Origin of the sequence: Muricoccus pecuniae (genome assembly GCF_014199205.1) — a bacterium.
In the GTDB taxonomy this organism is placed as follows: Bacteria; Pseudomonadota; Alphaproteobacteria; order Acetobacterales; family Acetobacteraceae; genus Roseomonas; species Roseomonas pecuniae.
In genome coordinates, this window is sequence record NZ_JACIJD010000009.1 from 139218 (window position 1) to 162824 (window position 23607).

24 protein-coding genes are annotated in these 23607 nt (G+C 74.1%); 9 read left to right on the forward strand and 15 right to left on the reverse strand.

Annotation, left to right across the window (positions count from 1 at the left end):
- Positions 1 to 6: 6 nt before the first annotated feature.
- The 3 genes from FHS87_RS11505 to FHS87_RS11515 all read right to left on the reverse strand — a co-directional run bounded on the left by FHS87_RS11505 (position 7) and on the right by FHS87_RS11515 (position 3086).
- The gene (locus FHS87_RS11505) at positions 7 to 447 is read right to left on the reverse strand and encodes a hypothetical protein (protein WP_184518058.1); all 441 of its coding nucleotides are present in this window, start codon (positions 445 to 447) and stop codon (positions 7 to 9) included.
- A 109-nt stretch (positions 448 to 556) separates the two neighbouring features.
- A complete protein-coding gene (locus FHS87_RS11510) occupies positions 557 to 1135 on the reverse strand; it encodes a sugar O-acetyltransferase (protein WP_184518061.1) in 579 nt (192 codons plus the stop codon).
- Positions 1136 to 1433: 298 nt separating this feature from the next.
- Entirely contained in the window at positions 1434 to 3086 is a 1653-nt protein-coding gene (locus FHS87_RS11515; protein ID WP_184518065.1) for a Na/Pi cotransporter family protein, read from the reverse strand.
- Positions 3087 to 3262: 176 nt separating this feature from the next.
- On the opposite strand from FHS87_RS11515, the gene FHS87_RS11520 reads away from it, so the two are divergent.
- Positions 3263 to 4462, forward strand: a complete 1200-nt coding sequence (locus FHS87_RS11520; RefSeq protein ID WP_184518095.1) for a M20/M25/M40 family metallo-hydrolase — start codon at positions 3263 to 3265, stop codon at positions 4460 to 4462.
- A 167-nt stretch (positions 4463 to 4629) separates the two neighbouring features.
- Here FHS87_RS11520 and FHS87_RS11525 read toward each other — a convergent pair whose 3' ends face one another.
- Positions 4630 to 5049, reverse strand: coding sequence for a hypothetical protein (locus FHS87_RS11525; protein ID WP_184518098.1), 420 nt, complete (start codon positions 5047 to 5049; stop codon positions 4630 to 4632).
- Positions 5050 to 5247: 198 nt separating this feature from the next.
- On the opposite strand from FHS87_RS11525, the gene sppA reads away from it, so the two are divergent.
- The 3 genes from sppA to FHS87_RS11540 are packed head-to-tail and all read left to right on the forward strand — an operon-like array spanning position 5248 to position 7111.
- Positions 5248 to 6375, forward strand: coding sequence for a signal peptide peptidase SppA (gene sppA / locus FHS87_RS11530; RefSeq protein WP_184518101.1), 1128 nt, complete (start codon positions 5248 to 5250; stop codon positions 6373 to 6375).
- A 26-nt stretch (positions 6376 to 6401) separates the two neighbouring features.
- On the forward strand, positions 6402 to 6725 hold the full coding sequence (gene ihfB / locus FHS87_RS11535) for an integration host factor subunit beta (RefSeq protein ID WP_184518103.1): 324 nt from the start codon (positions 6402 to 6404) through the stop codon (positions 6723 to 6725).
- Between the two features lie 20 nt (positions 6726 to 6745).
- Positions 6746 to 7111 (forward strand): LapA family protein, encoded by a 366-nt coding sequence (locus FHS87_RS11540; RefSeq protein WP_184518106.1) that lies wholly within the window; start codon positions 6746 to 6748, stop codon positions 7109 to 7111.
- An 86-nt stretch (positions 7112 to 7197) separates the two neighbouring features.
- Here FHS87_RS11540 and FHS87_RS11545 read toward each other — a convergent pair whose 3' ends face one another.
- The gene (locus FHS87_RS11545) at positions 7198 to 8580 is read right to left on the reverse strand and encodes a bifunctional folylpolyglutamate synthase/dihydrofolate synthase (protein ID WP_184518109.1); all 1383 of its coding nucleotides are present in this window, start codon (positions 8578 to 8580) and stop codon (positions 7198 to 7200) included.
- A gap of 71 nt (positions 8581 to 8651) precedes the next feature.
- On the reverse strand, positions 8652 to 9560 hold the full coding sequence (gene accD / locus FHS87_RS11550; RefSeq protein WP_184518111.1) for an acetyl-CoA carboxylase, carboxyltransferase subunit beta: 909 nt from the start codon (positions 9558 to 9560) through the stop codon (positions 8652 to 8654).
- A gap of 284 nt (positions 9561 to 9844) precedes the next feature.
- Here accD and FHS87_RS11555 point away from each other — a divergent pair, with 284 nt between their 5' ends.
- Genes FHS87_RS11555 through FHS87_RS11570 form a run of 4 tightly spaced genes read left to right on the forward strand, consistent with a single transcriptional unit; the run spans position 9845 to position 12880 of the window.
- A complete protein-coding gene (locus FHS87_RS11555) occupies positions 9845 to 10513 on the forward strand; it encodes an HAD family hydrolase (protein WP_184518114.1) in 669 nt (222 codons plus the stop codon).
- A gap of 51 nt (positions 10514 to 10564) precedes the next feature.
- Positions 10565 to 11539 carry a DnaJ C-terminal domain-containing protein gene (locus FHS87_RS11560; protein WP_184518117.1) on the forward strand — a complete coding sequence of 325 codons (975 nt, stop codon included), beginning with the start codon at positions 10565 to 10567 and terminating at the stop codon, positions 11537 to 11539.
- Complete coding sequence (locus FHS87_RS11565) at positions 11536 to 11841, forward strand: chaperone modulator CbpM (protein ID WP_184518119.1); 306 nt, start codon at positions 11536 to 11538, stop codon at positions 11839 to 11841. Before FHS87_RS11560 ends, FHS87_RS11565 begins: the two co-directional genes overlap by 4 nt.
- Positions 11834 to 12880: a PAS domain-containing protein gene (locus FHS87_RS11570; RefSeq protein WP_184518122.1), complete on the forward strand. Its 1047-nt coding sequence runs from the start codon at positions 11834 to 11836 to the stop codon at positions 12878 to 12880. The genes FHS87_RS11565 and FHS87_RS11570 overlap by 8 nt, the downstream gene beginning before the upstream one ends.
- 9 nt (positions 12881 to 12889) lie before the next feature.
- Here FHS87_RS11570 and FHS87_RS11575 read toward each other — a convergent pair whose 3' ends face one another.
- Positions 12890 to 13765 (reverse strand): hypothetical protein, encoded by an 876-nt coding sequence (locus tag FHS87_RS11575; RefSeq protein ID WP_184518125.1) that lies wholly within the window; start codon positions 13763 to 13765, stop codon positions 12890 to 12892.
- A gap of 183 nt (positions 13766 to 13948) precedes the next feature.
- Between FHS87_RS11575 and FHS87_RS11580 the strand changes: the two genes are divergently transcribed.
- Positions 13949 to 14608: an AroM family protein gene (locus FHS87_RS11580; RefSeq protein WP_184518128.1), complete on the forward strand. Its 660-nt coding sequence runs from the start codon at positions 13949 to 13951 to the stop codon at positions 14606 to 14608.
- A 106-nt stretch (positions 14609 to 14714) separates the two neighbouring features.
- Here FHS87_RS11580 and trpA read toward each other — a convergent pair whose 3' ends face one another.
- The 8 genes from trpA to FHS87_RS11620 form a co-directional block, all read right to left on the reverse strand.
- A complete protein-coding gene (gene trpA / locus FHS87_RS11585) occupies positions 14715 to 15584 on the reverse strand; it encodes a tryptophan synthase subunit alpha (RefSeq protein ID WP_312861970.1) in 870 nt (289 codons plus the stop codon).
- The gene (gene trpB / locus FHS87_RS11590; protein WP_456306614.1) at positions 15581 to 16798 is read right to left on the reverse strand and encodes a tryptophan synthase subunit beta; all 1218 of its coding nucleotides are present in this window, start codon (positions 16796 to 16798) and stop codon (positions 15581 to 15583) included. The genes trpA and trpB overlap by 4 nt, the downstream gene beginning before the upstream one ends.
- A 212-nt stretch (positions 16799 to 17010) precedes the next feature.
- Entirely contained in the window at positions 17011 to 17898 is an 888-nt protein-coding gene (locus FHS87_RS11595; RefSeq protein WP_184518131.1) for an EamA family transporter, read from the reverse strand.
- 433 nt (positions 17899 to 18331) lie between these two features.
- On the reverse strand, positions 18332 to 18994 hold the full coding sequence (locus FHS87_RS11600; protein WP_184518150.1) for a phosphoribosylanthranilate isomerase: 663 nt from the start codon (positions 18992 to 18994) through the stop codon (positions 18332 to 18334).
- Entirely contained in the window at positions 18991 to 19701 is a 711-nt protein-coding gene (gene pyrF / locus FHS87_RS11605) for an orotidine-5'-phosphate decarboxylase (RefSeq protein WP_184518153.1), read from the reverse strand. The genes FHS87_RS11600 and pyrF overlap by 4 nt, the downstream gene beginning before the upstream one ends.
- Positions 19702 to 19804: 103 nt before the next feature.
- A complete protein-coding gene (locus FHS87_RS11610; RefSeq protein ID WP_184518156.1) occupies positions 19805 to 21040 on the reverse strand; it encodes an argininosuccinate synthase in 1236 nt (411 codons plus the stop codon).
- 139 nt (positions 21041 to 21179) lie between these two features.
- On the reverse strand, positions 21180 to 21770 hold the full coding sequence (locus FHS87_RS11615) for a transposase (RefSeq protein WP_184518159.1): 591 nt from the start codon (positions 21768 to 21770) through the stop codon (positions 21180 to 21182).
- Between the two features lie 107 nt (positions 21771 to 21877).
- Entirely contained in the window at positions 21878 to 23563 is a 1686-nt protein-coding gene (locus FHS87_RS11620) for a methyl-accepting chemotaxis protein (RefSeq protein ID WP_246418329.1), read from the reverse strand.
- Between the last annotated feature and the right edge of the window lie 44 nt (positions 23564 to 23607).

The window sequence follows — 23607 nt, forward strand, 5'->3', positions numbered from 1 at the left end:
GCGGGGTCAGGCGCGCCGCTGCACGCGCGCCATGAAGCGCGGCGCCGCCGGGGTGAAGGGAAGCGGGCGGTAGGGTCCGGGCTGGGAGGGGTAGATCACCGCCAGCTTGGCCGCCTGCGCGCGCCGCAGCACGGCCCAGAGGCGGTCCAGCTCTGCCGGCTCCGCCCCGGCGCGCGAGGCCGCCTTGTAGGCGTCGAGGGCGGCGCGGATGGGGTCGTCGTATTCGGGGGTGTAGGACACCCACCAGGGCTCGATGCAGATCGGCCGGGGATGCAGCGGCACCCGGATCCCGCGCCGCCGGGCCTCCTCCATCAGAACGTCCCGCCGCGAGTGGAGGAGCGCAATGTTCTGGGCCTCCAGCGCCCGTTCCGACGCGGCGTCGAGGGCCTCGAAAGCGTCCCGGATCGCCTCCTGCAAGGCATCGTTGGAGAGTGCGCGCGGACTCATGCGCCCAGGGTGCCACGGGAAGGCGGCGGGCGGGATAGATTTCGCGTGGGCAACCGTGCCGTGGAGCCCCGGCGCGGCGCCCCGACCGGCCACCGGCCCGCCCTGGGCATCAGCCGTGCGAGGCGCGCTCGTCCGCGGTGATGGTCCGGATGACGCGGCAGGGATTGCCCGCCGCGAAGACCCCGGCCGGGATGTCGCGCGTCACGACGCTGCCCGCCCCGATCACGCTGCCCGATCCGACCGTCACGCCGGGCAGGATGAGCGCCCCCGCCCCGACCCACACGTCCGACCCGATCTCGACCGGCTTGCCGTATTCCTGCTGGCGGCGGAGGGCCGCATCCATCGGGTGCATCGGCGTGAGGATCTGAACGGCGGGGCCGAAGAAGGTGTAGGCGCCGATTCGGACGCGGCAGACATCGAGGACCACGCAGTTGAAGTTGAAGAAGACGCGCTCGCCCAGTTCGATGTTGGTGCCGTAGTCGCAGTAGAAGGGCGGCTGCATCCAGACCGTGTCCCCGCCCTGGCCGAAGATCCTCCGGCAGAGGTCCCGGCGCAGCTCCTCCTCCGCCTCGCGGGAGGCGTTGAGCCGCTGGCAGAGGTCCCGGACCCTGGCCCTGTCCGCGACGAGGCCGGGGTCGAGGGCATCGTAGAGCTCTCCGGCCAGCATCTTCTCGCGTTCGGTGCGCATGGCCGTCCTTCTCCTTCCCCGCTCGCCGGAGTGTTCCCCGGATGCGTACAAGCGTCCATCTCGGCGGGAGGACCGCCGGGAACATGCGGCTGGTGCTGGATGCCCTCATCGAAGGGCTGATGATCCATCGGTCGGTGGAGCGGCCGAGATCCGGGCCACCGTGCAGCGCCTGAACCGGCCCTGAGCCTGTCCGCGCGGGGCCGGGACAGGCCACCGTCCCGAGGCCGTGCATTCCCGTCCGCGCTCGGGGAGGGCCGGATTTTCGGATGACGGGTTTCCACCGCCACACCGGTTCCCGCTAAGCCGCCGGCGCCGCGCGCAGCCGGCTGACGCGCAGCATTCCCTCCCGTTCCAGCACGGGGTGGCCGACCGCCGCCAGATGCCCGGCGATGCCCTTGAGGTCGCGCGTCACATCCAGCGCCAGCCGGGCCGTGGCGGCGGAGGCGTCGTCGGTGCAGGCGCCGAGGCGGGCCGCGGCGGCGCGCTCGGCTAGGCGCCAGCTCTCCTTCTCCTCCACCAGCCCCCGCGCCGCGGCCGCGTCCCCGCCCATGAAGACCGCGACGGCGAGGCGGAGCTGGGCGATGGCCCGGCCGTGCAGCCCGACCAGCTCCTCGGCGAGACCGGGGGGCAGGGCGGTGCCGCGCCGGGCGGCGCGGGTCGCGTGGCGGGCAAGGCCGCGCTCCACCATGTCGCCCACATGCTCCAGCAGGATGGCGACGTCGCGGATCTCCTCCAGCCGCGCAACCTCGGCGGGGGAGAGGTCCTCGCGCGGGAGGCCGGCGAGATAGGCGTGGACGGCGCGGTGCAGCCCGTCCACCACGTCGTCCCGCCGGGCGGTCGCGCGGGCGCGGTCGATATCGGCGCGGCGGAGGGCGGCCGAGGCGTCCCGCAGCATGGCCTCCACCTCGTCCGCGATCCGCAGCACCTCCCGCGCGGCGTTGGAGAGGGCGACCGCCGGGGTGGAGACGGCCCCGGGGTCGAGGTAGCGCGGCGCCGCGGCATCGGCGGCCGCGGGCGGCGGGGGCAGCAGCCGCTCCAGCCCGCGGGCGAGCGGCCCGAGCAGGGGCAGGGTCGCGAGGGCGAGGACGAGGTTGAAGCCGAGATGCGCGTTGGCCACCAGCCGCGCGGGGGAGGGGTCCAGCGCCCGCAGCGCCTCGGCCAGCGGGCCGAGAAGCGCGAGCGCCAGCAGCGCCCCGGCGAGGCGGTTGAGCAGGTTGCCGAGCGGCAGGCGCAGTCGCGAGGGGTCCCGCGCCTCCCCTCGCGCGGCCAGCACGGGGGTGACAGCGCTGCCGAGATTCGCGCCCACCACCATGGCCAGCGCCGCCTGCGGCCCGATCGCCCCCGTGCCGGCGAGCGAGCCCACCAGCAGCACCGCCGCCACCGAGGAGTGCATGGCCCAGGCGAGCAGCGCGGCGGCCAGGAGGCTCGGGAAGGGCGATCCCTCCAGCAGGTGCAGCGCCTCGCGGAAGGTGGGGGAGGCGGCGAGGGGTGCCATGCTGTCCAGCATCAGGTGCAGCGCGGCGAGCATGAGGCCGAGCCCCATCACGGCCCGCCCCGCCTCCCTCTGCCGCACGGCCGGGCGGCGGAAGGCCATCCAGCCGAGCAGCAGCAGCGCCGGGAAGACCGCCCGCACGTCGAAGGAGAGGAGCTGGATGATGAGCGCGGTGCCGACATTGGCGCCGAGCATGGCGGCCAGCGCCGGCCCCAGCGCCAGCGCGCCCTGGGCGGCCAGCCCGCCCATCATCAGCGCGGCGGCGGTGCTGCTCTGGAGCGCGGCGGTGAGGCCGAGCCCGGCGAGGAAGGCGCGCAGCCGCGACCCCAGCGCCACCCGCACCACGCGGCGGAGCCCCGCCCCGAAGGCGCGCTCGACGCCCCGCTGCACGAGATGCAGCCCGAAGAGGAGGAGCGCCGCCTCCCCCGCCAGCTCGATGAGAAGCCGCGCCGCGTCCAACGCTACCCTCCGCCCGAAGCCCTCATAACAGGCCCTGGGGAGGTGGGGTTGCAAGCGCTTTGTGGAGGGCCGGGCATTCCTGCGTGGAGGGTCGCAACCGGGCTCGCGGGGCCGGGTGGCTGGACATCGCGCGCCGTCCGTCGCATCCCGGAAGCCTTCTGCGGAGGGGGCCCGGCATGGTCGAGACGGTGATGAAGAGCGCGGCCTATGGGGAGGCGCTGCGCCACCTCGCCGCCGGCCACGAGCGCTTCGTGGAGGAGACCATCCGCCTGACGGAGATCCCCGCCCCCTTCTTCTGCGAGGAGGAGCGCGGCCGGGCCTATCTGGAGATGCTGCGCGAGGCCGGGCTGGAGGAGTGCGAGATGGATGCGGAGGGCAACGTCATGGGCCTCCGCCGCGGCACGGGCAACGGCTCCCTCATCGTCCTCGCCGCGCATCTCGACACCGTCTTCCCGCCCGGCACCGACCTGAAGGTGCGGCGGGAGGGCACGCGGCTCTACGCGCCGGGCATCGGGGACGACACGCGCTCCCTCGCGATGAACCTCGCCTTCCTCCGCGCCATGGACGCGGCCGGGATCCGCACGCGGCACGACATCCTCTTCGTCGGCAATGTGGGCGAGGAAGGGCTGGGCGACCTGCGCGGCATCCGCTTCCTGTTCACCAAGGGGCGCTATGCCGGGCGGATCGGCGCCTTCATCTCGGTCGAGGGGCCGATGGGGATGGGCACCATCGTCTCCGGCGCCACGGGCTCGCTTCGCTACCGCGTGACCTTCCGGGGCCCCGGCGGGCACAGCTTCATGGATTTCGGCCTCGTCAGCCCCTCCTTCGCCCTCGCCGAGGCGATCGCCGGCCTCTCCCGCATGGAGGTGCCGCGCGAGCCCCGCACGACCTTCAGCGCGAGCGTGATCGGCGGCGGCACCTCGGTGAACTCCATCCCGAACGAGGTGTGGCTGGAGGTGGACCTGCGCTCGGATTCCGCGCAGGAACTCGCCCGCATCGACCACGCCTTCAAGGGCATCGTGGCGCGCGCGGTGGAGGCGGAGAACGCGGCGCGCAGCACCGCCAAGGGCGCCGTCACCGCGGAGTGGAAGAAGATCGGCGACCGCCCTGCCGGCGCGATCGACCGGGCGAGCGAGCTGGTCGCCAACGCCGCCGCCGCCGCCCGCGCCCTCGGTTTCACGCCCAAGACCGTCGCCAGCTCCACCGATGCGAGCATCCCCATCTCGCTGGGCATCCCCGGCATCGCCCTCAGCGCGGGCGCCGGGGCGGGGGCGCACTCGCTGGACGAGTGGGTGGATGTGGAGCCCGAGCGCACGCTGCACGACATGCAGCTCGCCTTCGCGACGCTGCTGCAGACCGCGGGGATGGAGGTGTGACCTGATCGCGGGGGCTCCGGCGGCGGGCCTGCCCGCCGCCGGGCCGCGCCGGCGGGTGCCGCCCTAGAGCGGTTTCCGTTCGCCGTGGCTCACGGCAACCGCTCCCGCCTCTTGCTTTGTCGCATTTTCCGAGGCGCCGGGTGACTCCACCCGGCATTGAGAGTGACCTAGCGCTGCCGCCGCTGCGCCGCGAGCGACCCGGGCGGCGCCTCCGCACGCGTGGCCTGGTCGTCCCGCGCGCCGGTGATGTTGGCCGCGCAGGTGCCGTTCCCCACCATCTGCCGGTAGCCCGAGGCGGTGCGGCCGCAGGCGCGGAGAAGGTTGTCGCGATGCGCGCCGCGGGCGTCGAACACGTCGCGCACGAACTTGTCCACCTCGGTATTCGCCTGGACCTTGTCCGGCGCCGGCTTGGGCGAGGCGGCGATGCAGGCGCGCCAAGCGGAGGCGGCCTCGTCGCAGCCCGCATCCCCGGTCGAGCGCGGCGTGACACCCCTGGCGACCGCGCGGGACTGCACCTCCTCCTGCGCGAGGGCGGCGGGCGCGAGGAGGGGGAGAAGGGCCGGCAGGGCCAGCAGCAGGGGGCGCATGGGCTTTTCCCGACGAGGGTGTCCGGCGCGGCGGGGAGGAGCGGATCGCCCGCCCGCCCCGGCCGCGGCGGGCGACGTCATACCGGGCGGCGCGGCGCCGTGTCACGTAGGCCGTGATGAGCGGCCCTGATCGCCCGCCCTGGCCGCCGGTCATGGCCGCCCCTGGCGCGGACGGGCGGCCTCGCGCATAGAGCGGGCATGGCAAGCCCCGAGCCACCCCCCGCCTCCCCGATCCCGCCCGGCGCCGCCGCGCAGCCCGCCGCTCCTTCCGCCCCTGCGGCACGGCCCTGGGATGCGGCGCCCCCCGGGAACGCCCCGCGGCCGGACGTGACCCCGCGGCCCGGAACCGGCGGGCTGGAGGCGGACCTGCTGCTCGACCGCCGCCGTCTGAAGCGCAGCCGGGGCCTCTGGCGGGCGCTCGCCGTGCTCGCCCTCCTCGGCGGGCTGGCCCTCGCCTTCGGCAGCAGGGGCGGGGAGGCGGGCGGCTTCGTTGCCCTGCGCGGCCCGCACCTGCTGCGCCTCACCGTCTCCGGCACCATCACCGACGATCGCCGTCTGGTGGAGGCGATCGACCGCGCCGCCAAGGCCTCGAACGTCCGCGGCATGGTGCTGGCGGTGGACAGCCCCGGCGGCACGGTGGCCGGCGGGGAAGGGCTGCACGCCGCGCTCACCCGCTTCCGCCGGGCCAAGCCGCTCGTCGCCGTCTTCGGCGGCACCGCCGCCTCGGCCGGCTACATGATCGCCATGCCGGCCGAGCGCATCTTCGCCCGCGAGGGCAGCGTGACCGGCTCCATCGGCGTGCTCCTCCAGTCCTTCGACGGGCAGGAGGCGCTGCGCTCGCTCGGGGTGCGGGCGGAGGCGATCACCTCCGGCCCGCTGAAGGATCAGCCCAGCCCCTTCCGCCCGCTGACCGACGAGGGCCGCGCCGCGCTGCGCGCCGTGGTGGAGGACCTGCACGCGGGGTTCGTGCGCATGGTGGCCGAGGGCCGCCGGATGCCGGAGGAGCGGGTGCGCGCCATCGCGGACGGCCGCATCATGACTGGCCGCCAGGCCCTCGCCGCCGGGCTGGTGGACGCGATCGGGGGCGAGCCGGAGGCGCGCGCCCATCTCGCCTCAGCCCACGGAATCGAGGAGGACCTGCCCGTGCGGGACCTCCGGGCGCGGGACCTGACCGATCGCGGCCTGGGCGACCTGGTGGGGGAGAGTCTCGGGACCGCCCTCGGGGCCACCCTCGGGGCCACCCTGGCCGAATCGCTGAAAAGCCTTCTTTCAGAAGGACTTCGCGTTGACGGCGCCTGGGCGCTTTGGCAGCCTGCGCGGCAGTAGCGAGGGTTGGGGATGACGCGCGCCGGATGACCAAGTCGGAACTCATCGCGGCCCTGGCGGCGGCCAACCCGCATCTGCGGCAGCCCGACGTCGAGCTGATCGTGGCGACGATCTTCGAGGAGATCACCGCCGCGCTCTCGCGCGGGGACCGGGTGGAGCTGCGCGGCTTCGGCGCCTTCTCCGCGAAGAAGCGCGACCCGCGCACGGGCCGCAACCCCCGCACCGGCGAGTCCGTTGCGGTGTCCGGCAAGGCCGTTCCCTATTTCAAGCCGGGCAAGGAGCTGCGCGAGCGGGTGAATGGCGGCCCGCTGCAGCAGTCCCGGGGCGGAAGCACCGCCTCCAACGGCTGACACCACAGGAGTTCCGCCCCATGTGGCGCTGGTTGCTGATCCTCCCGCTGATGCTCGTGCTCGTGCTCTTCGCCGTGTCGAACATGCAGCCCGTCTCGGTCGGGTTCTGGCCCTTCGACCTGACCTGGCAGACGCCGCTGGCGCTGGCCGTGCTGCTCGTCTCGGCGCTCGCCTTCCTGCTCGGCGCCTTCATCTCCTGGGCGGCCGGCGGGCCGGGTCGCCGCCGCGCGCGGGCGCGCATCCGCGTCGGCGAAGCCGCGCAGGCGGAGCTGCAGACGCTCCGCGCCCGCGAGGCGAAGCGGGTGGAGGCGGAGACGGTCGCCCGCGATCAGGCCATGTATTCCGGCACGGGCAGCCGGGCCGTGCGGGTCATCAACGCGAGCTGATCGCCTGAGGCGATAAATCGCCGGGGGAGAGCGGAACCCGCTCGGGCCGGGGCCGGGGTCTGCCCTTCCGGAGCGGCCGCGTTCCCCTACTCCGGCAGGCTCCCGTCCGCCTTCAGCACCTCGCCCGCGAGATAGAGGCTGCCGCAGATCAGTGCGCGCCCCGGCGGCCCCGGAAGCGCGGCCAGCGCCTCCGCCACGCGCGGCCCTACCCGCGCCACACCGCCGGAGGCCGCGACGATCTCCTCCGGCGGGACGGCGAGGTGCTGGCCGGGCTCGGCCACGGCCCAGAGCGCCGCGGCATGGGGCAGCAGCGGGGCGAGGAAGTCCGCCACCGCCTTCGACTTCTTCATCCCGACGATCAGGTGCAGCGGCCGGTCCCCCCAGGCACGGAGCTGCCCGGCCAGGGCCTCGCCCGCCCCGGCATTGTGGCCGCCATCCAGCCACAACTCCCAGCCCTCGGGCAGGCGGGCCGCCAGGGCGCCGTGCAGCCGCTGCAGCCGGGCGGGCCAGCTTGCCGAGGCGATTCCCCGCGCCAGGGCCTCATCGGTCAGCCAGGGCGGGTTCCAGGCGCGCAGGGCGGCGAGGGCGATGCCGGCGTTGTCGGCCTGGTGCGGGCCGGGCAGGGAGGGGCGGGGCAGGCGGAGGGTGCCGCGGGCGTCGCGGAAGAGAAGGCCCTCGCCCTCCCACTCCGCCCACCAGTCGCGGCCGCGGGCCAGCAGGGGGGCGCCGCGGGCGGCCGCCTCGGCCTCGAGCACCGCCATCGCCTCGGGGCGCTGGTCGCCGGTTGCCACGGGGATGCCGGGCTTGATGATGCCCGCCTTCTCCCCCGCGATCGCCTCCAGCCGGTCGCCGAGGAAATCCGTGTGGTCCATGGAGATGGAGGCGATGCAGCAGGCCGCCGGGCGGTCCACCACATTCGTCGCGTCGAAACGTCCGCCGAGCCCGACCTCCAGCACCAGCAGGTCGGCGGGCACCCGGCTGAAAAGTAGCAGGGCGACGGCGGTGGTGATCTCGAAGACGGTGATCGGCTGGCCGGCATTGGCCGCCTCCACCTCCTCCAGCGCGGCGGCCAGGACATCCTCCTCCACCAGCCGTCCGGCGAGGCGGATGCGCTCGTGGAAGCGCACGAGATGGGGGGAGGTGTAGGCGTGCACGCGCTGCCCCGCGGCCTCGGCCACCGCGCGGAGGAAGGCGCAGGTGCTGCCCTTGCCGTTGGTGCCGGCGACATGGACCACGGGCGGCAGGCGCCGCTCGGGATTGCCCATGGCGTCCAGCAGGCGCCGCAGCCGGTCGAGGCTGAGGTCGATCAGCCTGGGGTGGAGCGCGTGCAGCCGGTCGATGATCGCCTCGGACCGGCCGGCACCGGGCGCGGCGCGGAGCCCGGCGGGGGCGCCCCAGGGAGTGTCGCCCGGGGTGCCGCCAGAGATGCCCGGGCTGGTGTCCTGGGAGGTAGCGGAGGCATCGGCCATGGACGGGTGTCCGGGTCAGAGGGGCCGGCGCGCCCCGGCCGGGGCCGCCCCCGGGGCGGGGGCGGGGCTCGCTACTCCGCCGCCGGGACGGGCGGCGGGGGCGGGGCGACCTCCTCGGCCAGCGGCGCGGGGGCGGGCGGGCGGAGGAAGCCGATCAGCCGGGCGAGGGTGGCGCGCATCTCCTGGCGGCGCACCACCATGTCGAGGATGCCGTGCTCCAGCAGGTACTCCGCGCGCTGGAAGCCCTCGGGCAGCTTCTCGCGCACGGTCTGCTCGATCACGCGGGCGCCGGCGAAGCCGATCAGCGCGCCGGGCTCGGCGATCTGGATGTCGCCCAGCATGGCGAAGCTCGCGGTCACGCCGCCCGTCGTGGGGTCGCAGAGCACCACGATGAAGGGCAGCCCGGCCTCCTTCACCATGCGCGTCGCGATCACCGTGCGCGGCATCTGCATGAGGGAGACCGCGCCCTCCTGCATCCGCGCCCCGCCGGAGGCGGTGAAGACGATCAGCGGCGCGTCCTGCAGCACGGCCAGCCGCGCGGCGGTGACGATGCCCTCGCCCACGCCCGCGCCCATGGAGCCGCCCATGAAGGAGAACTCGAAGGCGGCGGCGACGGCGGGGTGGCCCTCGATCATGCCGTGGGCGACGGCGATCGCGTCGTCCATGCCGGATTTCTGCTGCGCCTCCCGCAACCGGTCGCCGTAGCGGCGCTGGTCGCGGAAGCGGAGGGGGTCGGCGGGCGCGCGGGGAAGCTCGATGCGCTGCCAGCCGGGATCGAAGGTGTAGTCCAGGCGGCGCGCGGCCTCGATCCGCATGTGGTGCCCGCATTTCGGGCAGACATGCAGGTTCCGCTCGAGATCCTGGTGGAAGATCATCTCCCCGCAATGGGGGCACTTGATCCAGAGGTTCTCCGGCACGTCGCGCTTGGCGCCGAACAGCGTCTGTATCTTGGGCAGCGCCCAGTCGGAGATCCAGTTCATCCCAAGCCCTATCCGCCGGCCCGTCGGGGTGCCGGCGGGCGGAGGTAGTCGCGTCCGGCCGCGGCGCGCAAGAGGCAGGCGGCATGGCAGGCCTCCCGGCAGCCATGCAGCGGCCCTTCGGGCGGTCGCGCCCTGTCCCCGGGCGGGCCATGCACCCGTCCTCCCGACCGCCACGCACCCGTCCTCCGGGCGGCCACGCACCCGCCCTCTGGGCGGCCACGCAGAGGTGAGGCGCCTCCCTGCGCGCCGTCGCGTTACGCCGGATGCAACGGGAGTTCAGGGCCATGGTCCGTGCCGCCATTTTCGACGTCGATGGAACCCTGGTCGATTCCGTCGACCTCCACGCCCATGCCTGGCAGGACGCCTTCCGCGACTTCGGCCACGACGTCGGCTTCGACGAGGTCCGCGGCCAGATCGGCAAGGGCGGGGACCAGCTCATGCCCGTCTTCCTCGGGCCGGAAGAGCTGGAGGCCAGGGGGAAGGATCTGGAGAAGCACCGCTCGGAGGTGATGAAGACCCGCTACCTCCCCGAGGTCCGCGGCTTCCCCGGCGTGCGGGAACTGTTCCTCCGCCTGCGGGAGAGGGGCATCCGCATCGCCCTCGCCTCCTCCGCCAAGGCCGAGGAGCTGCAGACCTACAAGGAGCGGGCCGGCATCACGGACCTCGTGGACATCGAGACCTCCTCCGACGATGCCGAGCGCTCGAAGCCCTTCCCCGATATTTTCCAGGCCGCCCTGTCGCGGCTGGAGGGGATCGAGGCCTCCGAGGCGGTCGTCATCGGCGACACGCCCTATGACGCGGAGGCGGCGGGCAAGGCGGGGCTTCGCAGCATCGGCGTGCTCTGCGGCGGTTTCCCCGAAGCGGATCTGCGCGCGGCCGGCTGCGTGGCGATCTACAAGGACCCCGCCGACCTGCTGGCCCGCCTCGACGAGTCCCCGCTCGCCGGCGGCTGAGGCCCGGCCCCCCATGGACCGGGGCGGGGTGTTGGGCGTTATCTTCCCGCCATGGCGTCGGACGATCCCTACCAGACCCTCGGCGTGAGCCGGACCGCGAGCGCGGAGGAGATCCGCCGCGCCTTCCGCGCGATCGCGAAGAGGAACCACCCCGACCTCAATCCCGGCGACGCCGCGGCCGAGGCGCGGTTCAAGGCGGCCAACGCCGCGCACGACCTCCTCTCGGACCCGGAGAAGCGCGCGCGCTACGACCGCGGCGAGATCGATGCGAGCGGGCAGGAGGTGCCCCCGCGCGGCTACTACCGCGACTATGCCGAGGGCGCGCAGGGCGCCCGCTACCGTGCGGGGGCGGGTGCGGGGGCCGGCGCGGGTGCCGGGCCCTTCGGCGGGGGCGGCTGGTCCGGCGAGGCGGGCGGCCTCGACCCCGACGAGCTGGAGGAGATCCTCGGCATGTTCCGCACCGGCGGCACCGGGGCGGGCCCGCGCCGGGGGCGGGACGCGCACTACCGGCTGGCGGTGGACTTCCTCGACGCCGTGAACGGCGCCACCCGCCGCCTCAACCTGCCGGACGGGCGGGACCTCGATGTCCGCATTCCCCCGGGGCTGGAGGACGGGCAGGTGCTGCGCCTGCGCGGCCGGGGCTCCCCCGGCAGCGGCGGCGGGCCGGACGGGGACGCGCTGATCGAGGTGGCGGTCGGCCCCCACCCCTTCTTCGAGCGGGACGGCCGCGACCTCCGGATGAGGCTGCCCGTCACGCTCCGCGAGGCGGTGCTGGGCGCAAGGGTTCCCGTGCCGACGCCTCGGGGCGAGGTGATGCTCACCGTCCCGCCCCGCTCCGATGCCGGCACGCAGCTTCGCCTGCGCGGGCGGGGCGTTGCCGAAGCGGGCGGGACGCCGGCGGGCGACCTGACCGTGACGCTCCGCCTCGTCCTCGGCCCCGTGGACGGGCGGCTGGAGGAGTTCCTGCGGGGCTGGGAGCCCGAGCGGCCCTTCGACCCCCGCGCATCCATGCGGAGGGAGGCATGATCAGCTTCGAGGCGGTGCTGGCGCGCGTCTCGGGCCTGGACGCCGCGCGGCTGGAGGCCTGGGTCGGCGAGGGCTGGGTGCGGCCGGACCGGCGGGCCGGGCGCCTCCTGTTCCAGGAGATCGACGTGGCGCGCTGCCGCCTGATCCTGGAGCTGGAGGAGGAGATGGAGGTGGGCGAATCGGCCATGCCCGTGGTGCTCGGCCTGCTCGACCAGCTTCACCAGACCCGCCGGCAACTCCGCCGCCTGGCCGAGGCGCTGGAGCGTGGGGGTGGCGCCCCCGGCCCCGCCGGCAATGGCTGAAGCGGGGGGGGCTGAAGCGGGGGGGGCTGAAGCGGCGGGGGCTGAAGCGGCGGGCCTGCCGGACCTGTCCGGCAGCGTCGGCGCGCTGAGCGCCGCGGTGCTGGGCACGGCCCTCGACGTCGCGGGCCTCGCCGTCGTCATCACCGACGCGCCGCTCGACCCGCCGGGGCCGGTCATCCGCTACGTCAACGCGCAGTTCGAGGGGGTCACGGGCTATCCGGCGGCCGAGCTTCTCGGCCGCACGCCCCGCATCCTCCAGGGGGAGCGGACCGACAGGGCCGAGCTGGACCGGCTGCGGCGGGAGCTGGACGAGCGGCGGAGCTTCATCGGCGCCACGATGAACTACCGGCGGGACGGCACGGCCTATCTCAACGAGTGGATCGTGCTGCCGGTCCTCGGGCCCGATGGGGCGGTGACGCACTGGCTCTCCATCCAGCGCGACGCGACGAGGGGAGGCGGCCCCCACCCGCGCGCCGAGGCGCTGCGCGAGAGCACCCGCGCCCTGCTCGGCACGCTGCGCGCCATCGCCGCGCGCGGCCTCGCCTCGCCCGAGGAGGGGCGCGCGGTGGAGGACCGGCTGGCCGCCCTCGGCCGCGCCCGCAGCCTTCCCGCCGGGGCGGGAATCGGGCTGGAGACCCTGCTGCTGGAGGAGATCGCCTCGCTCGGCGGCGCCGGGGAGGGAACCGTGCTGGAGGGGCCGCCCGTCCTCCTGCCGCCAGGGATGGCCGAGCCGCTCGCCCTGGCGCTGCACGAGCTGGCCGCGAATGCCGCGCGCCGGGGCGCCCTCGCCTCCCCCGCCGGGCGGCTCCGCGTGGCCTGGGCCGTGGAGGGGCAGGGGGCGGAGCGCCGCCTGCTGATCGACTGGCAGGAGAGAGGGGCGCCGCGCCCGGAGGCGCCGGGCGAGTGGCAGGGCTTCGGCTGGGACGTGATCGAGAGGACGCTCGCCTTCGCCCTGGGCGGGGAGACGGGCATCGAGCTCCGTCCCGACGGCCTGTCCTGCCGGATCGCCCTGCCGCTCGCCCCGCCGTTTGCCGGGTGAAGCGAGCCGCTAGTTCGCCGCGCGCCGCGTGCCGAGATAGTCGCGCACCGTCGCCCAGGCGACGGACTGGAGGAAGCGCGCCGTCTCCGGCTCCAGCCCGGCGGTGTAGCGGTTGCCCTCGGGCGAGGCGGCGAAGATCGCCGCATAGGTGGTGGCCGCCGCGAGATAGGTGCCGGCAAGGCTCGGATGCCGCTTGTCCGAGACGTAGAGGTTCAGCTCGGGCCGCTCCTTCACGCTGCGGGCGAAGGCGAGGCCGGCGGGGATGACGAGCGCGTTGTTGTCGTTGCCCGCGCGGGTATAGGCCTCGGCGAGCTGCTCGGTCATCTCCGGCTTGTCGGCATAGGCCCAGGACATGAACAGCACCGGCTTCGCGCCGTGGCGCCGCACGGTGTCGCTGTGGCGCTTCGCGTAGTCGGTGAAGACCGAGGACAGGCGCGGATGGATCGGGCACTGGCTGCAATCCATCATCACAGCGATGTCGAACAGCCGGGCGCGGTTGTTGAAGACGATGTTGTTGCTCTCGTCGAAGCTGTAGCCGCCCACCGCGTTCGGGCGGAAATAGGACTCGACGTCGTGCCAGTCGAAGCCCGAGCCGCTGATGGTGACGGAGACGCCCGAGAAGGGCCGCGTGTCGCCCGCGCCCGTGATGAGGCTGCGCAGGTGACCGTGCATGGAGTTGTTGTAGTAGAAGAAGCTGTTGCCGATGAAGATCGCCGTCGCCGGGCGCTCCTCCAGCGCCGTCACGGCGGGGCGGGGCGATTGGGCTTGCGACGGGGCTTGCGACTGGGCCTGGGCACTGGTGCCGCCCAGAGCGAACGCGGCGGCGAGGGCGAGCCCGCGCAGAGCCTTGATGGGGGCGGCGACGGCGGTGCTGAGGCTGGACATGGCGCTTTCCTTCCCGGGCACGCCGCATCCTCGGCGCGCGTCGCGGGATTAAGCGGGCCCCGCGGGCGGCCGTCCAGCCCGTGAGGGAGAGGGCTTGCGAGGCCCGGCCGCCGCCCGCCATGGTCGGCGCTGCGGGGCCGGCGCCCCGGCGATCACTCCCCGGCCGCCACGAGGTGCCCGCCCATGCCCCAGCCCCTGCGCGTCCTCGTCGTCGGCCAGGCGCCGCGGCCGGAGGTGGAGCGGCAGATCGCGCTCGCCGTGCCGGGCCTGCCCATCCGCCTGGAGGGCGCGCTGGACGGCATGACGCGGGACGCGATCGCGCGGGACGCCGCGCCGCGGGGCGATGCCGACACGCTCTTCACCGTGCTCCCCTCGGGCGAGACGGCGAAGATCTCCAAGGCCGCCGTCACCGAGCGCCTGGCCGGGAGGCTGGGGGATGGCGGCCCCGCGCTGCTCCTCTGCACCGGCGCCTTCCCCGGCCTGCCGCGGCGGGCCGGCCTCGTCCTGCCCTCGGAGGTGCTGAACGCCCTCTCCGCCGTGTTGCTGCCCGCGGGGCGCCTCGGCCTCTTCGTGCCGGTGGAGGAGCAGGTGCCCGTGCTGACGGCCGGGCGCGCCCGGCCGGGGCTGGAGGTGGTGGCCCTGCCCCTCACCCCGCTCTCGGAAGAGGAGGCGGTCGAGGCGGCGGCGCGGGACATGGCGGCCCGCGGCCCCGACCTCGTGGTGCTGGACTGCATGTCCTACCGGCGGGAGGACAAGGCGGTCATGGCCCGCCACCTCCGCTGCCCGATCCTCCTCTCCATCGAGGTCGCGGCGCGGGTGGCGGCGAGCCTGCTGTCGGGCTAGAGCGTTTTCCGTTCGCCCTGGCTCACGGCAACCGCTCTAGCCTCTTGCTTTGTCGCATTTTCCGAGCCGCCGGGTGTTTCCACCCGGCTTGAAAATGCTCTGGCCCCTACTCCCGCGCGCCGCGCACGCCCTCGGCGAGCGCCCGCACGCCGTCGAGCACCGCGCGCACCGTGCCCTTCGTCGCGCGCCCCTGGTCATCCAGCGTCCCCACCAGGATCTCGATGAGGGAGGAGGCGACGACGGCGCCGTCCGCCGCGCGTACCGCCTCCGCCGCCTGCTGCGGCGTGCGCACGCCGAAGCCGATGGCCACGGGGAGATCGGTCGCCGCCCGCACGCGCGGGATGGCGGCGGCGAGGTCGGCGGCCTCGGCCGAGCGCGTGCCGGTGATGCCGGTGATGGCGACGTAGTAGATGAAGCCGCTCGCGCCATCGAGCACGGTGGGCAGGCGGGATTCGAGGGTGGTGGGCGCCACCAGCCGGACCATGTCCAGCCCCTGCGCGTAGGGCTGCAGCTCCTCCGCCTCCTCCGGCGGCATGTCCACGACGATCAGCCCGTCCACGCCGGAGCAGCGGCAGTCCTCGCAGAAGCGCTCGGGGCCGTAGGCGAGGATGGGGTTGAGATAGCCCATCAGGATGAGGGGCGTGTCCTCGTCGTCGCGCCGGAAGTCCCTGACCATGGCGAGCGCGCCGGCGAGCGAGCCGCCCGCCTTCAGCGCCCGCTGCCCCGCCTTCTGCACCGTGGGCCCGTCGGCCGCGGGGTCGGTGAAGGGAACGCCGATCTCGATCAGGTCCGCCCCCGCCCCCGGCATGCCGCGCAGGATGGCGAGGCTGGTCGCGGGATCGGGGTCGTAGGCCATGAGGAAGGGCATCAGCGCCCCGCGGCCCTCGGCCCTGAGATCGGCGAAGCGCCGGGCGATGCGCCCGCCCGGCACCGGCTCCACGCAGCCCTTGGCCGCCGGCTCGGCCGTCTCGCTCACAGCGACGCCCCCATGTGGTGGGCGACGGTGAAGATGTCCTTGTCGCCGCGGCCGGAGAGGTTGAGCACGATGATGCTCTCCTTCGGCATGGTGGGCGCGCGCTTGATCACCTCGGCCAGGCCGTGGGCGGATTCGAGCGCGGGGATGATCCCCTCCAGCTTGGAGAGGAGCTGGAAGGCGTCCAGCGCCTCGTCATCGGTCGCCGCCGTGTACTCCACGCGCCCGATCTCGTGCAGCCAGGAGTGCTCCGGCCCGATGCCGGGATAGTCGAGGCCTGCGGAGATGGAGTGCGCCTCGGTGATCTGCCCGTGGCGGTCCTGCAGCAGGTAGGTCTTGTTCCCGTGCAGCACGCCCGGCGAGCCGCCGTTGATGGCGGCCGCATGGGCCCCGCTCTCGATGCCGTGGCCCGCCGCTTCCACGCCCACCAGCTTCACCTCCGCGTCGTCGAGGAAGGGGTGGAAGATGCCCATGGCCGAGGAGCCGCCGCCGACGGCGCAGACGATCACGTCGGGCAGCCGGCCCTCCATCGCGAGGCACTGCTCCCTCGTCTCCTCGCCGATCACGCACTGGAAATCGCGCACCATCTGCGGGTAGGGCGCGGGGCCGGCGACGGTGCCGATGCAGTAGTAGGTGTCGTGCACGTTCGCGACCCAGTAGCGCAGGGCCTCGTTCATCGCGTCCTTCAGCGTGGCCGCGCCCGAGGTGACGGCGTTCACCTCGGCGCCGAGCAGCTTCATGCGGAACACGTTCGGCTGCTGCCGCTCCACGTCGGTCGCGCCCATGAAGACGGTGCAGGGGAGGTCGAACAGCGCGCAGGCGGTGGCCGTGGCCACGCCGTGCTGGCCGGCGCCGGTCTCGGCGATGATGCGCGTCTTGCCCATGCGCTTGGCCAGCATGATCTGCGCGAGCACCGCGTTGATCTTGTGCGCGCCGGTGTGGTTCAGCTCCTCGCGCTTGAGATAGACCTTCGCGCCGCCGAGATGGTTCGTCAGCCGCTCCGCGAACCAGAGCGGGGAGGGGCGGCCGACATAGTCCTTCAGCAGCCGCCGCCACTCCCGCTCGAACTCCGGGTCCTTGCGGGCGGCCTCATAGGCCTCCTGCACCTCGGTGATGTTGGGCATCAGCGTCTCGGCCACGAAGCGGCCGCCGAAGTCGCCGAAGCGGCCCCGGTTGTCGGGACCCATGCGGAGGGAGTTGGGAAGCGGCTTGTTCACGGCGGGGGTTTCCCGTGTCTGGTTGGCCCATGGCGGAGGCGGGCGGGCGTGTCTTAGCGCGCGGCGGGGGCGCGGTCACGCCACCTCCGCCCCGGGCGGTCATTACCGCCCCGGGCGGTTACGACCGCCCCCGGACGGTGTTACCGGCCCCGGGCGGTTGCTACCGGCCCGGCGGTGACGGCCGCCTGGGGCGGCAACGCCGCCTGCGGCAGTTATGACGGTTTCGGGCGTTTGCGAGTCCCCCAGGGCAGGGCCGTGACGGCCAGCCCCGCCAGCACCAGCGCCATGCCCGCCAGCCGCACCGCCCCGAACCCCTCCCCCAGCACGAGGGCGGCGGAGGCGGCGCCGGTGATCGGCACCAGCATGGCGAAGGGCGCGACCGTGGTGGCGGGATAGCGGGCCATGAGGAACCCCCAGATGCCGTAGCCGATGGAGGTAGCGGCCACCGCGACGTAGAGCACCGCCGCGATTCCCCCCGGCCGGGGATGGGCCAGGGCATGCGCGACCGCGGAGGGGCCCTCGATCGCCAGGGACAGGGCGAAGAGCGGCAGGATGGGCACGAGGCTGAGCCAGGACATGAAGGCGAGCGCCCCGCCCGGCGAGGAGCCGGCCCCGCGCAGCAGCACGTTGCCCATCGCCCAGCAGGCCGCGCTGCCGAGGCAGAGGGCGAGCCCCGTCCCCGTCACCCCGCCCCCGCCCGCGGTGGTGGCGATGAGGAGGAGGCCGGCGAAGGCCACCGCCATGCCGGCGAGGGCGCGGCCCCGCAGCCGCTCGCGCAGCAGCAGCGCGGCGAAGAGGCCGGTGATGAAGGCCTGGGACTGCTGCACCACCGAGGTGAGCCCGGGCGGCATCCCCGCCTGCATGCCGGTGAAGAGCAGGGCGAACTGCCCGACGAAGAGGAAGAGCCCGATCGCGACGAGTCGGCGCGACGCGATCTTCGGGCGGGGCAGCCAGAGCGCGGGAAGCGCGGCCACGACGAAGCGCAGCGCGGCCATCAGCAGGGGCGGCAGCCCGCTCTCCAGCCCGATTCGGATCATGACGAAGTTGAAGCCCCACAGCATCGTCGTCAGCAGCGCGAGGGCGAGATGGGCGGGGCTCACCGGCCGCCCCGGGGCGGTTCGGCGGCCGGGGGAAGGGGGCCAGTCACCCCCACCGCCTAGCCCAGGCCGGGGGAAGCGTCCACGCCGGGGGGACGAGGGGGAGGGGGAAGTGTGTCCCCCCGGCGTGGAAGCGGGCACCGCCCGCTCTCGGGGCCCTCTCGCGCCTTGGCCCGGGTCGGGCCGCGCGATCGGGCGATCTACAACTCATGGCCGGCAGGATATCCGTCCCGGCCTGGGATGGGACTCGGCCTCATCCTCAAAGTTTGGAATTAACGTGCTCTGTTCCCAAGAATGATTCGTTATCCCTGGAATGAACAGCGTTTCGGGGCGTTAACCCGGACACGTTCGCGTGAAAGTCGTGAACGTCGGGCAGCACTCGTCCTTTCGGAGGAGTGCCGGCCGGTGCTTCGCGATCGTTATAGATAACGCCGGGCTAGCCGGCCGCATCTTCCTCGGCCGCCCGGACCGCCTCGGCGAAGGCGGCGATCAGGGCGGGGTCCTTGCGGCCCCGTGCCGCCTCCACCCCGGAGGACACGTCCACCCCCTCTGGCCGCGTCGCGCGGATGGCGGCGGCCACGTTCCCCGGCGTCAGCCCGCCCGCCAGCAGCCAGGGGCGCGGCACGGCGCGGCCGGCGAGGAGCGACCAGTCGAAGGACAGGGCATTGCCGCCGGGAAGGCTGGCCCCCGGCGGCGGCTTGGCGTCCAGCAGAAAGCGGTCCACCGCCCCGGCATAGGCCGGCAGCAGCGCCAGGTCCTCCGCCGAGGCGATGCCGAGCGCCTTCATCACGGGCAGGCCGAAGCGCGCGCGGATCGCGGCGCTGCGCGCGGGGCTCTCCTCCCCGTGGAGCTGGAGGATGTCGAGCGGAGCCCTGGCGAGCACGCCCGCGATCTCGTCGTCCGTCGCGTCGACGAAGAGGCCGACGCGGCGTGGCCCTCCCTCCCCAGGCACGCGGGAGAGAAGAGCCGCCGCCTGCGCCGGGGTGACATGGCGCGGGGAGGGCGGGAAGAAGACGAGGCCGATCATCGCCGCCCCCGCCGCCACCGCGGCCTCCAGCCCCGCCGTGTCGTTCAGCCCGCAGAACTTCACCGCGGTCACGCCGCGATCTCCGCCGCGATGGCCGCCGCCGCTGCCGCCGGATCGGGGGCGGTGGTGATCGGCCGCCCGATGACGAGCCAGCTCGCCCCGGCCGCCGCGGCCTCGGCGGGCGTCGCGACGCGCGACTGGTCGTCCCGCGCGCTGCCGGCCGGGCGCACCCCGGGCACGACGAGCAGCGGCCCCGGCCCGTGCGCCGCGCGCAGCGGCGCGACCTCCGGCGGGGCGCAGACCAGCCCGTCCGCCCCGGCATCGAGGGCGAGGCGCGCGAGGTGGAGGACCTGCGCGGCGGGATCGGCCGGCACCCCCGTCGCGGCCAGGGTGGCGGCGTCCGTGCTGGTGAGAACGGTGACGGCGAGGATGGCCGGCCGCCCCGCACCGCCCTCCGCCTCGGCCGCCCGCCGCGCCGCCTCGATCATCGGCGCGCCGCCGGAGGCGTGGACCGTCAGCATGGCCGGGCGCAGGGCGCAGGCGGAGCGCACGGCCCCGGCCACCGTGTTCGGGATGTCGTGGAACTTCAGGTCGAGGAAGAGCGGCGCGTGCCGGGCGATGCGGGCGACGGCGGCGGGGCCGTGCGCCACGAAGAACTCCAGCCCGAGCTTCAGGCAGCCGACATGCGGGGCGAGGGCCGCGGCCCAGGCCTCCGCCCTCTCCACCGCCCCTGTATCGAGCGCGGCGATGATGCCGGCCCGGCCCGGGCGGGGGATCACGCCGCGCCTCCGAACCCGCCCACCCGGCCGGGCAGGGAAGCAAGCGCCCCCCCGCGCGCGGCGGCCGCGCGCGGGGCGCGCCCGCCGGAGAGGCGCGCGGGGATCAGAGCGCCCCGCCCTTGCGCCCGGCCATGGCGCCGAGGCGCAGCCGGAGCGCGTTGAGCTTGATGAACCCTTGGGCGTCGAACTGGTCGTAGGCGCCCTGGTCCTCCTCGAAGGTCACGTGCTTCATCGAGTAGAGGGAGTTGGGGCTGCGGCGGCCGGTGACGATGGTGTTGCCCTTGTAGAGCTTCAGCCGCACCTCGCCCGTCACGCTCGCCTGGCTGGCATCGGCCATGGCCTGCAGCATCCGGCGCTCCGGGCTGAACCAGAAGCCGTTGTAGATCAGCTCGGCATAGCGCGGCATCAGGCTGTCCTTCAGATGCGCGGCCTCGCGGTCGAGCGTGATGGACTCGATCGCGCGGTGGGCGACATAGAGGATGGTGCCGCCCGGCGTCTCATAGGCGCCGCGGGACTTCATGCCGACGAAGCGGTTCTCGACGAGGTCCAGCCGGCCGATGCCGTTCTCCTTGCCCAGCGCGTTCAGGCGGGTGAGCAGGGCCGCGGGCGACAGGCGCTCGCCGTTGATGCCCACCGCGTCGCCGCGCTCGAACTCGATGACGATCTCCGTCACCTTGTCCGGAGCGTCCACCGGGGAGACGGTGCGCTGCCAGACGATCTCGGGCGGCTCGTCCCAGGGCTCCTCCAGGACCTTGCCCTCGCTGCTGCTGTGCAGGAGGTTCGCGTCCACGCTGAAGGGGCTCTCGCCGCGCTTGTCCTTCGCGATGGGGATCTGGTGCTCCTCGGCGAAGGCGATGAGCCGCGTGCGGGACGTCAGGTCCCATTCGCGCCAGGGGGCGATGACCTTCACCTCGGGCTTGAGGGCGTAGTAGGCGATCTCGAACCGGACCTGGTCGTTGCCCTTGCCCGTGGCGCCGTGGGAGACGGCGTCCGCCCCCACCTGTTCCGCGATCTCGATCTGGCGCTTGGCGATCAGCGGCCGCGCGATGGAGGTGCCGAGCAGGTAGCAGCCCTCGTAGAGCGCGTTCATCCGGAACATCGGGAAGACGAAGTCCCGCGTGAACTCCTCACGCAGGTCGTCCATGAAGATGTTCTCCTCCTTGATGCCGAGGAGGCGGGCCTTGTCCCGGGCCGGGCCGAGCTCCTCGCCCTGGCCGAGATCGGCGGTGAAGGTGACGACCTCCGCGCCATAGGCCGTCTGGAGCCATTTGAGGATGACGGAGGTGTCGAGGCCGCCGGAATAGGCGAGGACAACCTTCTTCACGTCTTTCACACGCATCGCGGGAGGGACCTTCCGGAATTTCTTCGCGGACCGGGGCGCGTGGCGCGAGGGCGTGGCTGGGCGAGCCCTTGCGGGGGCGCTGGCGCGTTCCGCTGTGGGCCGGGTGTGCCGCAGCGGGGCGGCGGGGGCAAGGTGGTCACGGCCATGCGAGGCGGACGAGGCGCGGGATGCGGCGCCGGCCCAGCGCGGCCCGGGCGAGCCAGGAGAGGCTCCCGAGCCTCTGCCGGGCGGCCTCCAGCTCCGCCCTCGTGCGCGGCGCGGGGGGCATGGGGGCCCGGCGGAGGGTTTCGGACAAAAGCGGGTCGGGGAGCAGCCAGGGCGGCCCGTTCAGCGCCGTGCGCAGCCCGAGCTTCCGGATGAGGAGCAGGAGAGGCATCCCGCCGAGGCGCGCGGCCCGGCGCGTGGCGCGACAGATGGCGTACTCGATCCCGCGCAGGGGATGGTTCGGGCCGCACTCGGCAAGGGCTTCGAGGAGGCGGTGCCAGAGGCCGGCATGCGTCAGGCGCCGGAAGAAGCGGGCCACCGTCCCGGGCCGGCCGTAGGCTTCGGGGAGGAGGCGCCAGGGATCGCCCGGGGTGGAGGCGAGGTGGAAGATCGCGTCCATGCGGTGGCGGAGATCGGCGATGCGCCGGCCCTGGGGCGCGCGGGGCAGGACGTAGGGGGCGAGGGCGTGCCACTGGAGGTCGGTGAGCGGCGACCAGGGCCGGGGCGGGGTGAGGCGGGACATGGTGGCTGCACCTCCGCGGTAGGGGGTGCAACCTAGAGGAATACTTTCCTTGTTGTCAAGATCATCCTCGGCGGCCGCCCCCGCGCGGGAGGGCGGCCGCCGCGGGATCAGGCGGCGCGGACCTCCGCGACGAAGCCCTTCACCTCGCCCGTGAGCCCCTCCGCCTGGCGGGACAGCTCGGAGGCGGCGGAGAGGACCTGGGCGGCGGCGGCGCCCGTCTCGTTCGCGCCCTCGCTCACCGCGCCGATGTTCTGCGTCACCGCGCCCGTGGCCTGGGCGGTGTTCTGCACGGTGCGGGCGATCTCGGCGGTGGCCGCGCTCTGCTCCTCCACCGCCGCGGCGATGGTGACGGTGATGGCGCTCACCTCGTCGATCGTCAGCGCGATGCCCCCGATCGCGCTCACCGCCTCCTGGGTCGCGGCCTGGATGCCGGCGATCTGGGCGCCGATCTCCTCCGTCGCCTTGGCGGTCTGCTGGGCGAGGCTCTTCACCTCCGAGGCGACGACCGCGAAGCCCTTGCCCGCATCGCCCGCCCGCGCGGCCTCGATCGTGGCGTTGAGCGCCAGCAGGTTCGTCTGGCCGGCGATGCTGGTGATGAGCTGCACGACCTCGCCGATCCGGCTCGCGCCCTCGGCCAGCACGCGCACGGTGGCGTCGGTCTGGCGCGCGTTGCTCACGGCGCGCTGGGCCACGCCCGAGGCCTGGGTCACCTGGCGGCTGATCTCGGTGATCGAGGCGCTCAGCTCCTCGGCCGCCGAGGCCACGGTCTGCACGCCGTCCCCCGCCTGCTCGGCGGCGGCCAGCACCTCGCCGGCGCGGGTGCTGCCCTGCTCGGCGATGCCCGACATGCTGCGGGCGGTCGCCTCCAGCTCGGTCGAGGCGGAGGAGAGGATGCCGACCATGCCGCTCACCCGCTCCTCGAAGCCGCGCACCAGCGTGTCCACCTGGGCGGCCCGCTTCTCGCGCGCGGCCCGCGCCTCCGCGCTCTCGGCGGCGAGGCGGTCGGCGGCGATCAGGCCCTCGCGGAACATCTCGACCGCGGCGGCCATCGCGCCCACCTCGTCATGCCGGCCGGTGCCGGGGATGGGGGAGGTCTTGTCGCCCGCCTCGAGCTCGCGCATCCGCGCCGAGAGGGCGATGATCGGCCGCGACACGCCGGACTGCATGAGGAGCAGGGCGAGGCCCGCCGAGACCAGCGCGCCGAGGCCGGCGGCGATCAGCAGGTTGCGATAGGTCGCCTGGCTCGCCTCCCCGGTCGCCTCCGCAACCGAGTCCATGCGCTCCTGCAGCCGGTTAAGCTGCGCGATGAGGAAGTCGCGGGCCTCGGCCTGGGCGGGGTTGTAGCGCTCGGTGACGAGGCTGGCCGCCTCCGCGTCGCGGTTCTCCGTCGCGGCCTTGATCACCTCCCCGCTGATCTCCCGGCCGCGGGCGAGGGCCGCGCGGAAGGGGACCAGCTCCGCGGTCAGTTCCGGCATGGCCTTCTCGGCCTTCGCCAGGCGCTCGTCCATCGTGCGCCGCACGCCCATGAGATCCTGGGTGACCTTGGCGATGCGGGCGGGGTCGTCCTCCAGCACCATAAGGGCGAGGAGCCGCGGGGCGTCCGTGTAGGCGGTGTTGGCGCGGGAGAGCCAGATCGTCGCGTCCGCCTCCCGATCGAGCAGGCCACGATAAAGCGCATCGGTCGCGAGGAGGCTTCGCCCGCCGTACCAGGCCGTGCCGAGGCAGGCGAGGAAGGTGAGGGAGAGGGCGATGAGGAGCTTGTGGGCGATCTTCAGGTTGGCGAGGAGGGACATGGTTGGGGACTCGGCGTTGCGTCCGCAAAAGAATGATCCCGTGC

Excerpts from the sequence above, each read along its gene's own strand:
- FHS87_RS11555 (WP_184518114.1), top strand. The coding sequence starts at position 9,845 with ATGGTCCGTGCCGCCATTTTCGACGTCGATGGAACCCTGGTCGATTCC.
- FHS87_RS11575 (WP_184518125.1), bottom strand. The coding sequence starts at position 13,765 with ATGTCCAGCCTCAGCACCGCCGTCGCCGCCCCCATCAAGGCTCTGCGC.
- FHS87_RS11545 (WP_184518109.1), bottom strand. The coding sequence starts at position 8,580 with ATGGCCGATGCCTCCGCTACCTCCCAGGACACCAGCCCGGGCATCTCT.
- FHS87_RS11570 (WP_184518122.1), top strand. The coding sequence starts at position 11,834 with ATGGCTGAAGCGGGGGGGGCTGAAGCGGGGGGGGCTGAAGCGGCGGGG.
- FHS87_RS11510 (WP_184518061.1), bottom strand. The coding sequence starts at position 1,135 with ATGCGCACCGAACGCGAGAAGATGCTGGCCGGAGAGCTCTACGATGCC.
- FHS87_RS11610 (WP_184518156.1), bottom strand. The coding sequence starts at position 21,040 with ATGCGTGTGAAAGACGTGAAGAAGGTTGTCCTCGCCTATTCCGGCGGC.
- accD (WP_184518111.1), bottom strand. The coding sequence starts at position 9,560 with ATGAACTGGATCTCCGACTGGGCGCTGCCCAAGATACAGACGCTGTTC.
- FHS87_RS11565 (WP_184518119.1), top strand. The coding sequence starts at position 11,536 with ATGATCAGCTTCGAGGCGGTGCTGGCGCGCGTCTCGGGCCTGGACGCC.
- FHS87_RS11540 (WP_184518106.1), top strand. The coding sequence starts at position 6,746 with ATGTGGCGCTGGTTGCTGATCCTCCCGCTGATGCTCGTGCTCGTGCTC.
- FHS87_RS11615 (WP_184518159.1), bottom strand. The coding sequence starts at position 21,770 with ATGTCCCGCCTCACCCCGCCCCGGCCCTGGTCGCCGCTCACCGACCTC.
- FHS87_RS11520 (WP_184518095.1), top strand. The coding sequence starts at position 3,263 with ATGGTCGAGACGGTGATGAAGAGCGCGGCCTATGGGGAGGCGCTGCGC.
- ihfB (WP_184518103.1), top strand. The coding sequence starts at position 6,402 with ATGACCAAGTCGGAACTCATCGCGGCCCTGGCGGCGGCCAACCCGCAT.
- FHS87_RS11580 (WP_184518128.1), top strand. The coding sequence starts at position 13,949 with ATGCCCCAGCCCCTGCGCGTCCTCGTCGTCGGCCAGGCGCCGCGGCCG.
- FHS87_RS11620 (WP_246418329.1), bottom strand. The coding sequence starts at position 23,563 with ATGTCCCTCCTCGCCAACCTGAAGATCGCCCACAAGCTCCTCATCGCC.
- FHS87_RS11525 (WP_184518098.1), bottom strand. The coding sequence starts at position 5,049 with ATGCGCCCCCTGCTGCTGGCCCTGCCGGCCCTTCTCCCCCTCCTCGCG.
- FHS87_RS11560 (WP_184518117.1), top strand. The coding sequence starts at position 10,565 with ATGGCGTCGGACGATCCCTACCAGACCCTCGGCGTGAGCCGGACCGCG.
- sppA (WP_184518101.1), top strand. The coding sequence starts at position 5,248 with ATGGCAAGCCCCGAGCCACCCCCCGCCTCCCCGATCCCGCCCGGCGCC.
- FHS87_RS11505 (WP_184518058.1), bottom strand. The coding sequence starts at position 447 with ATGAGTCCGCGCGCACTCTCCAACGATGCCTTGCAGGAGGCGATCCGG.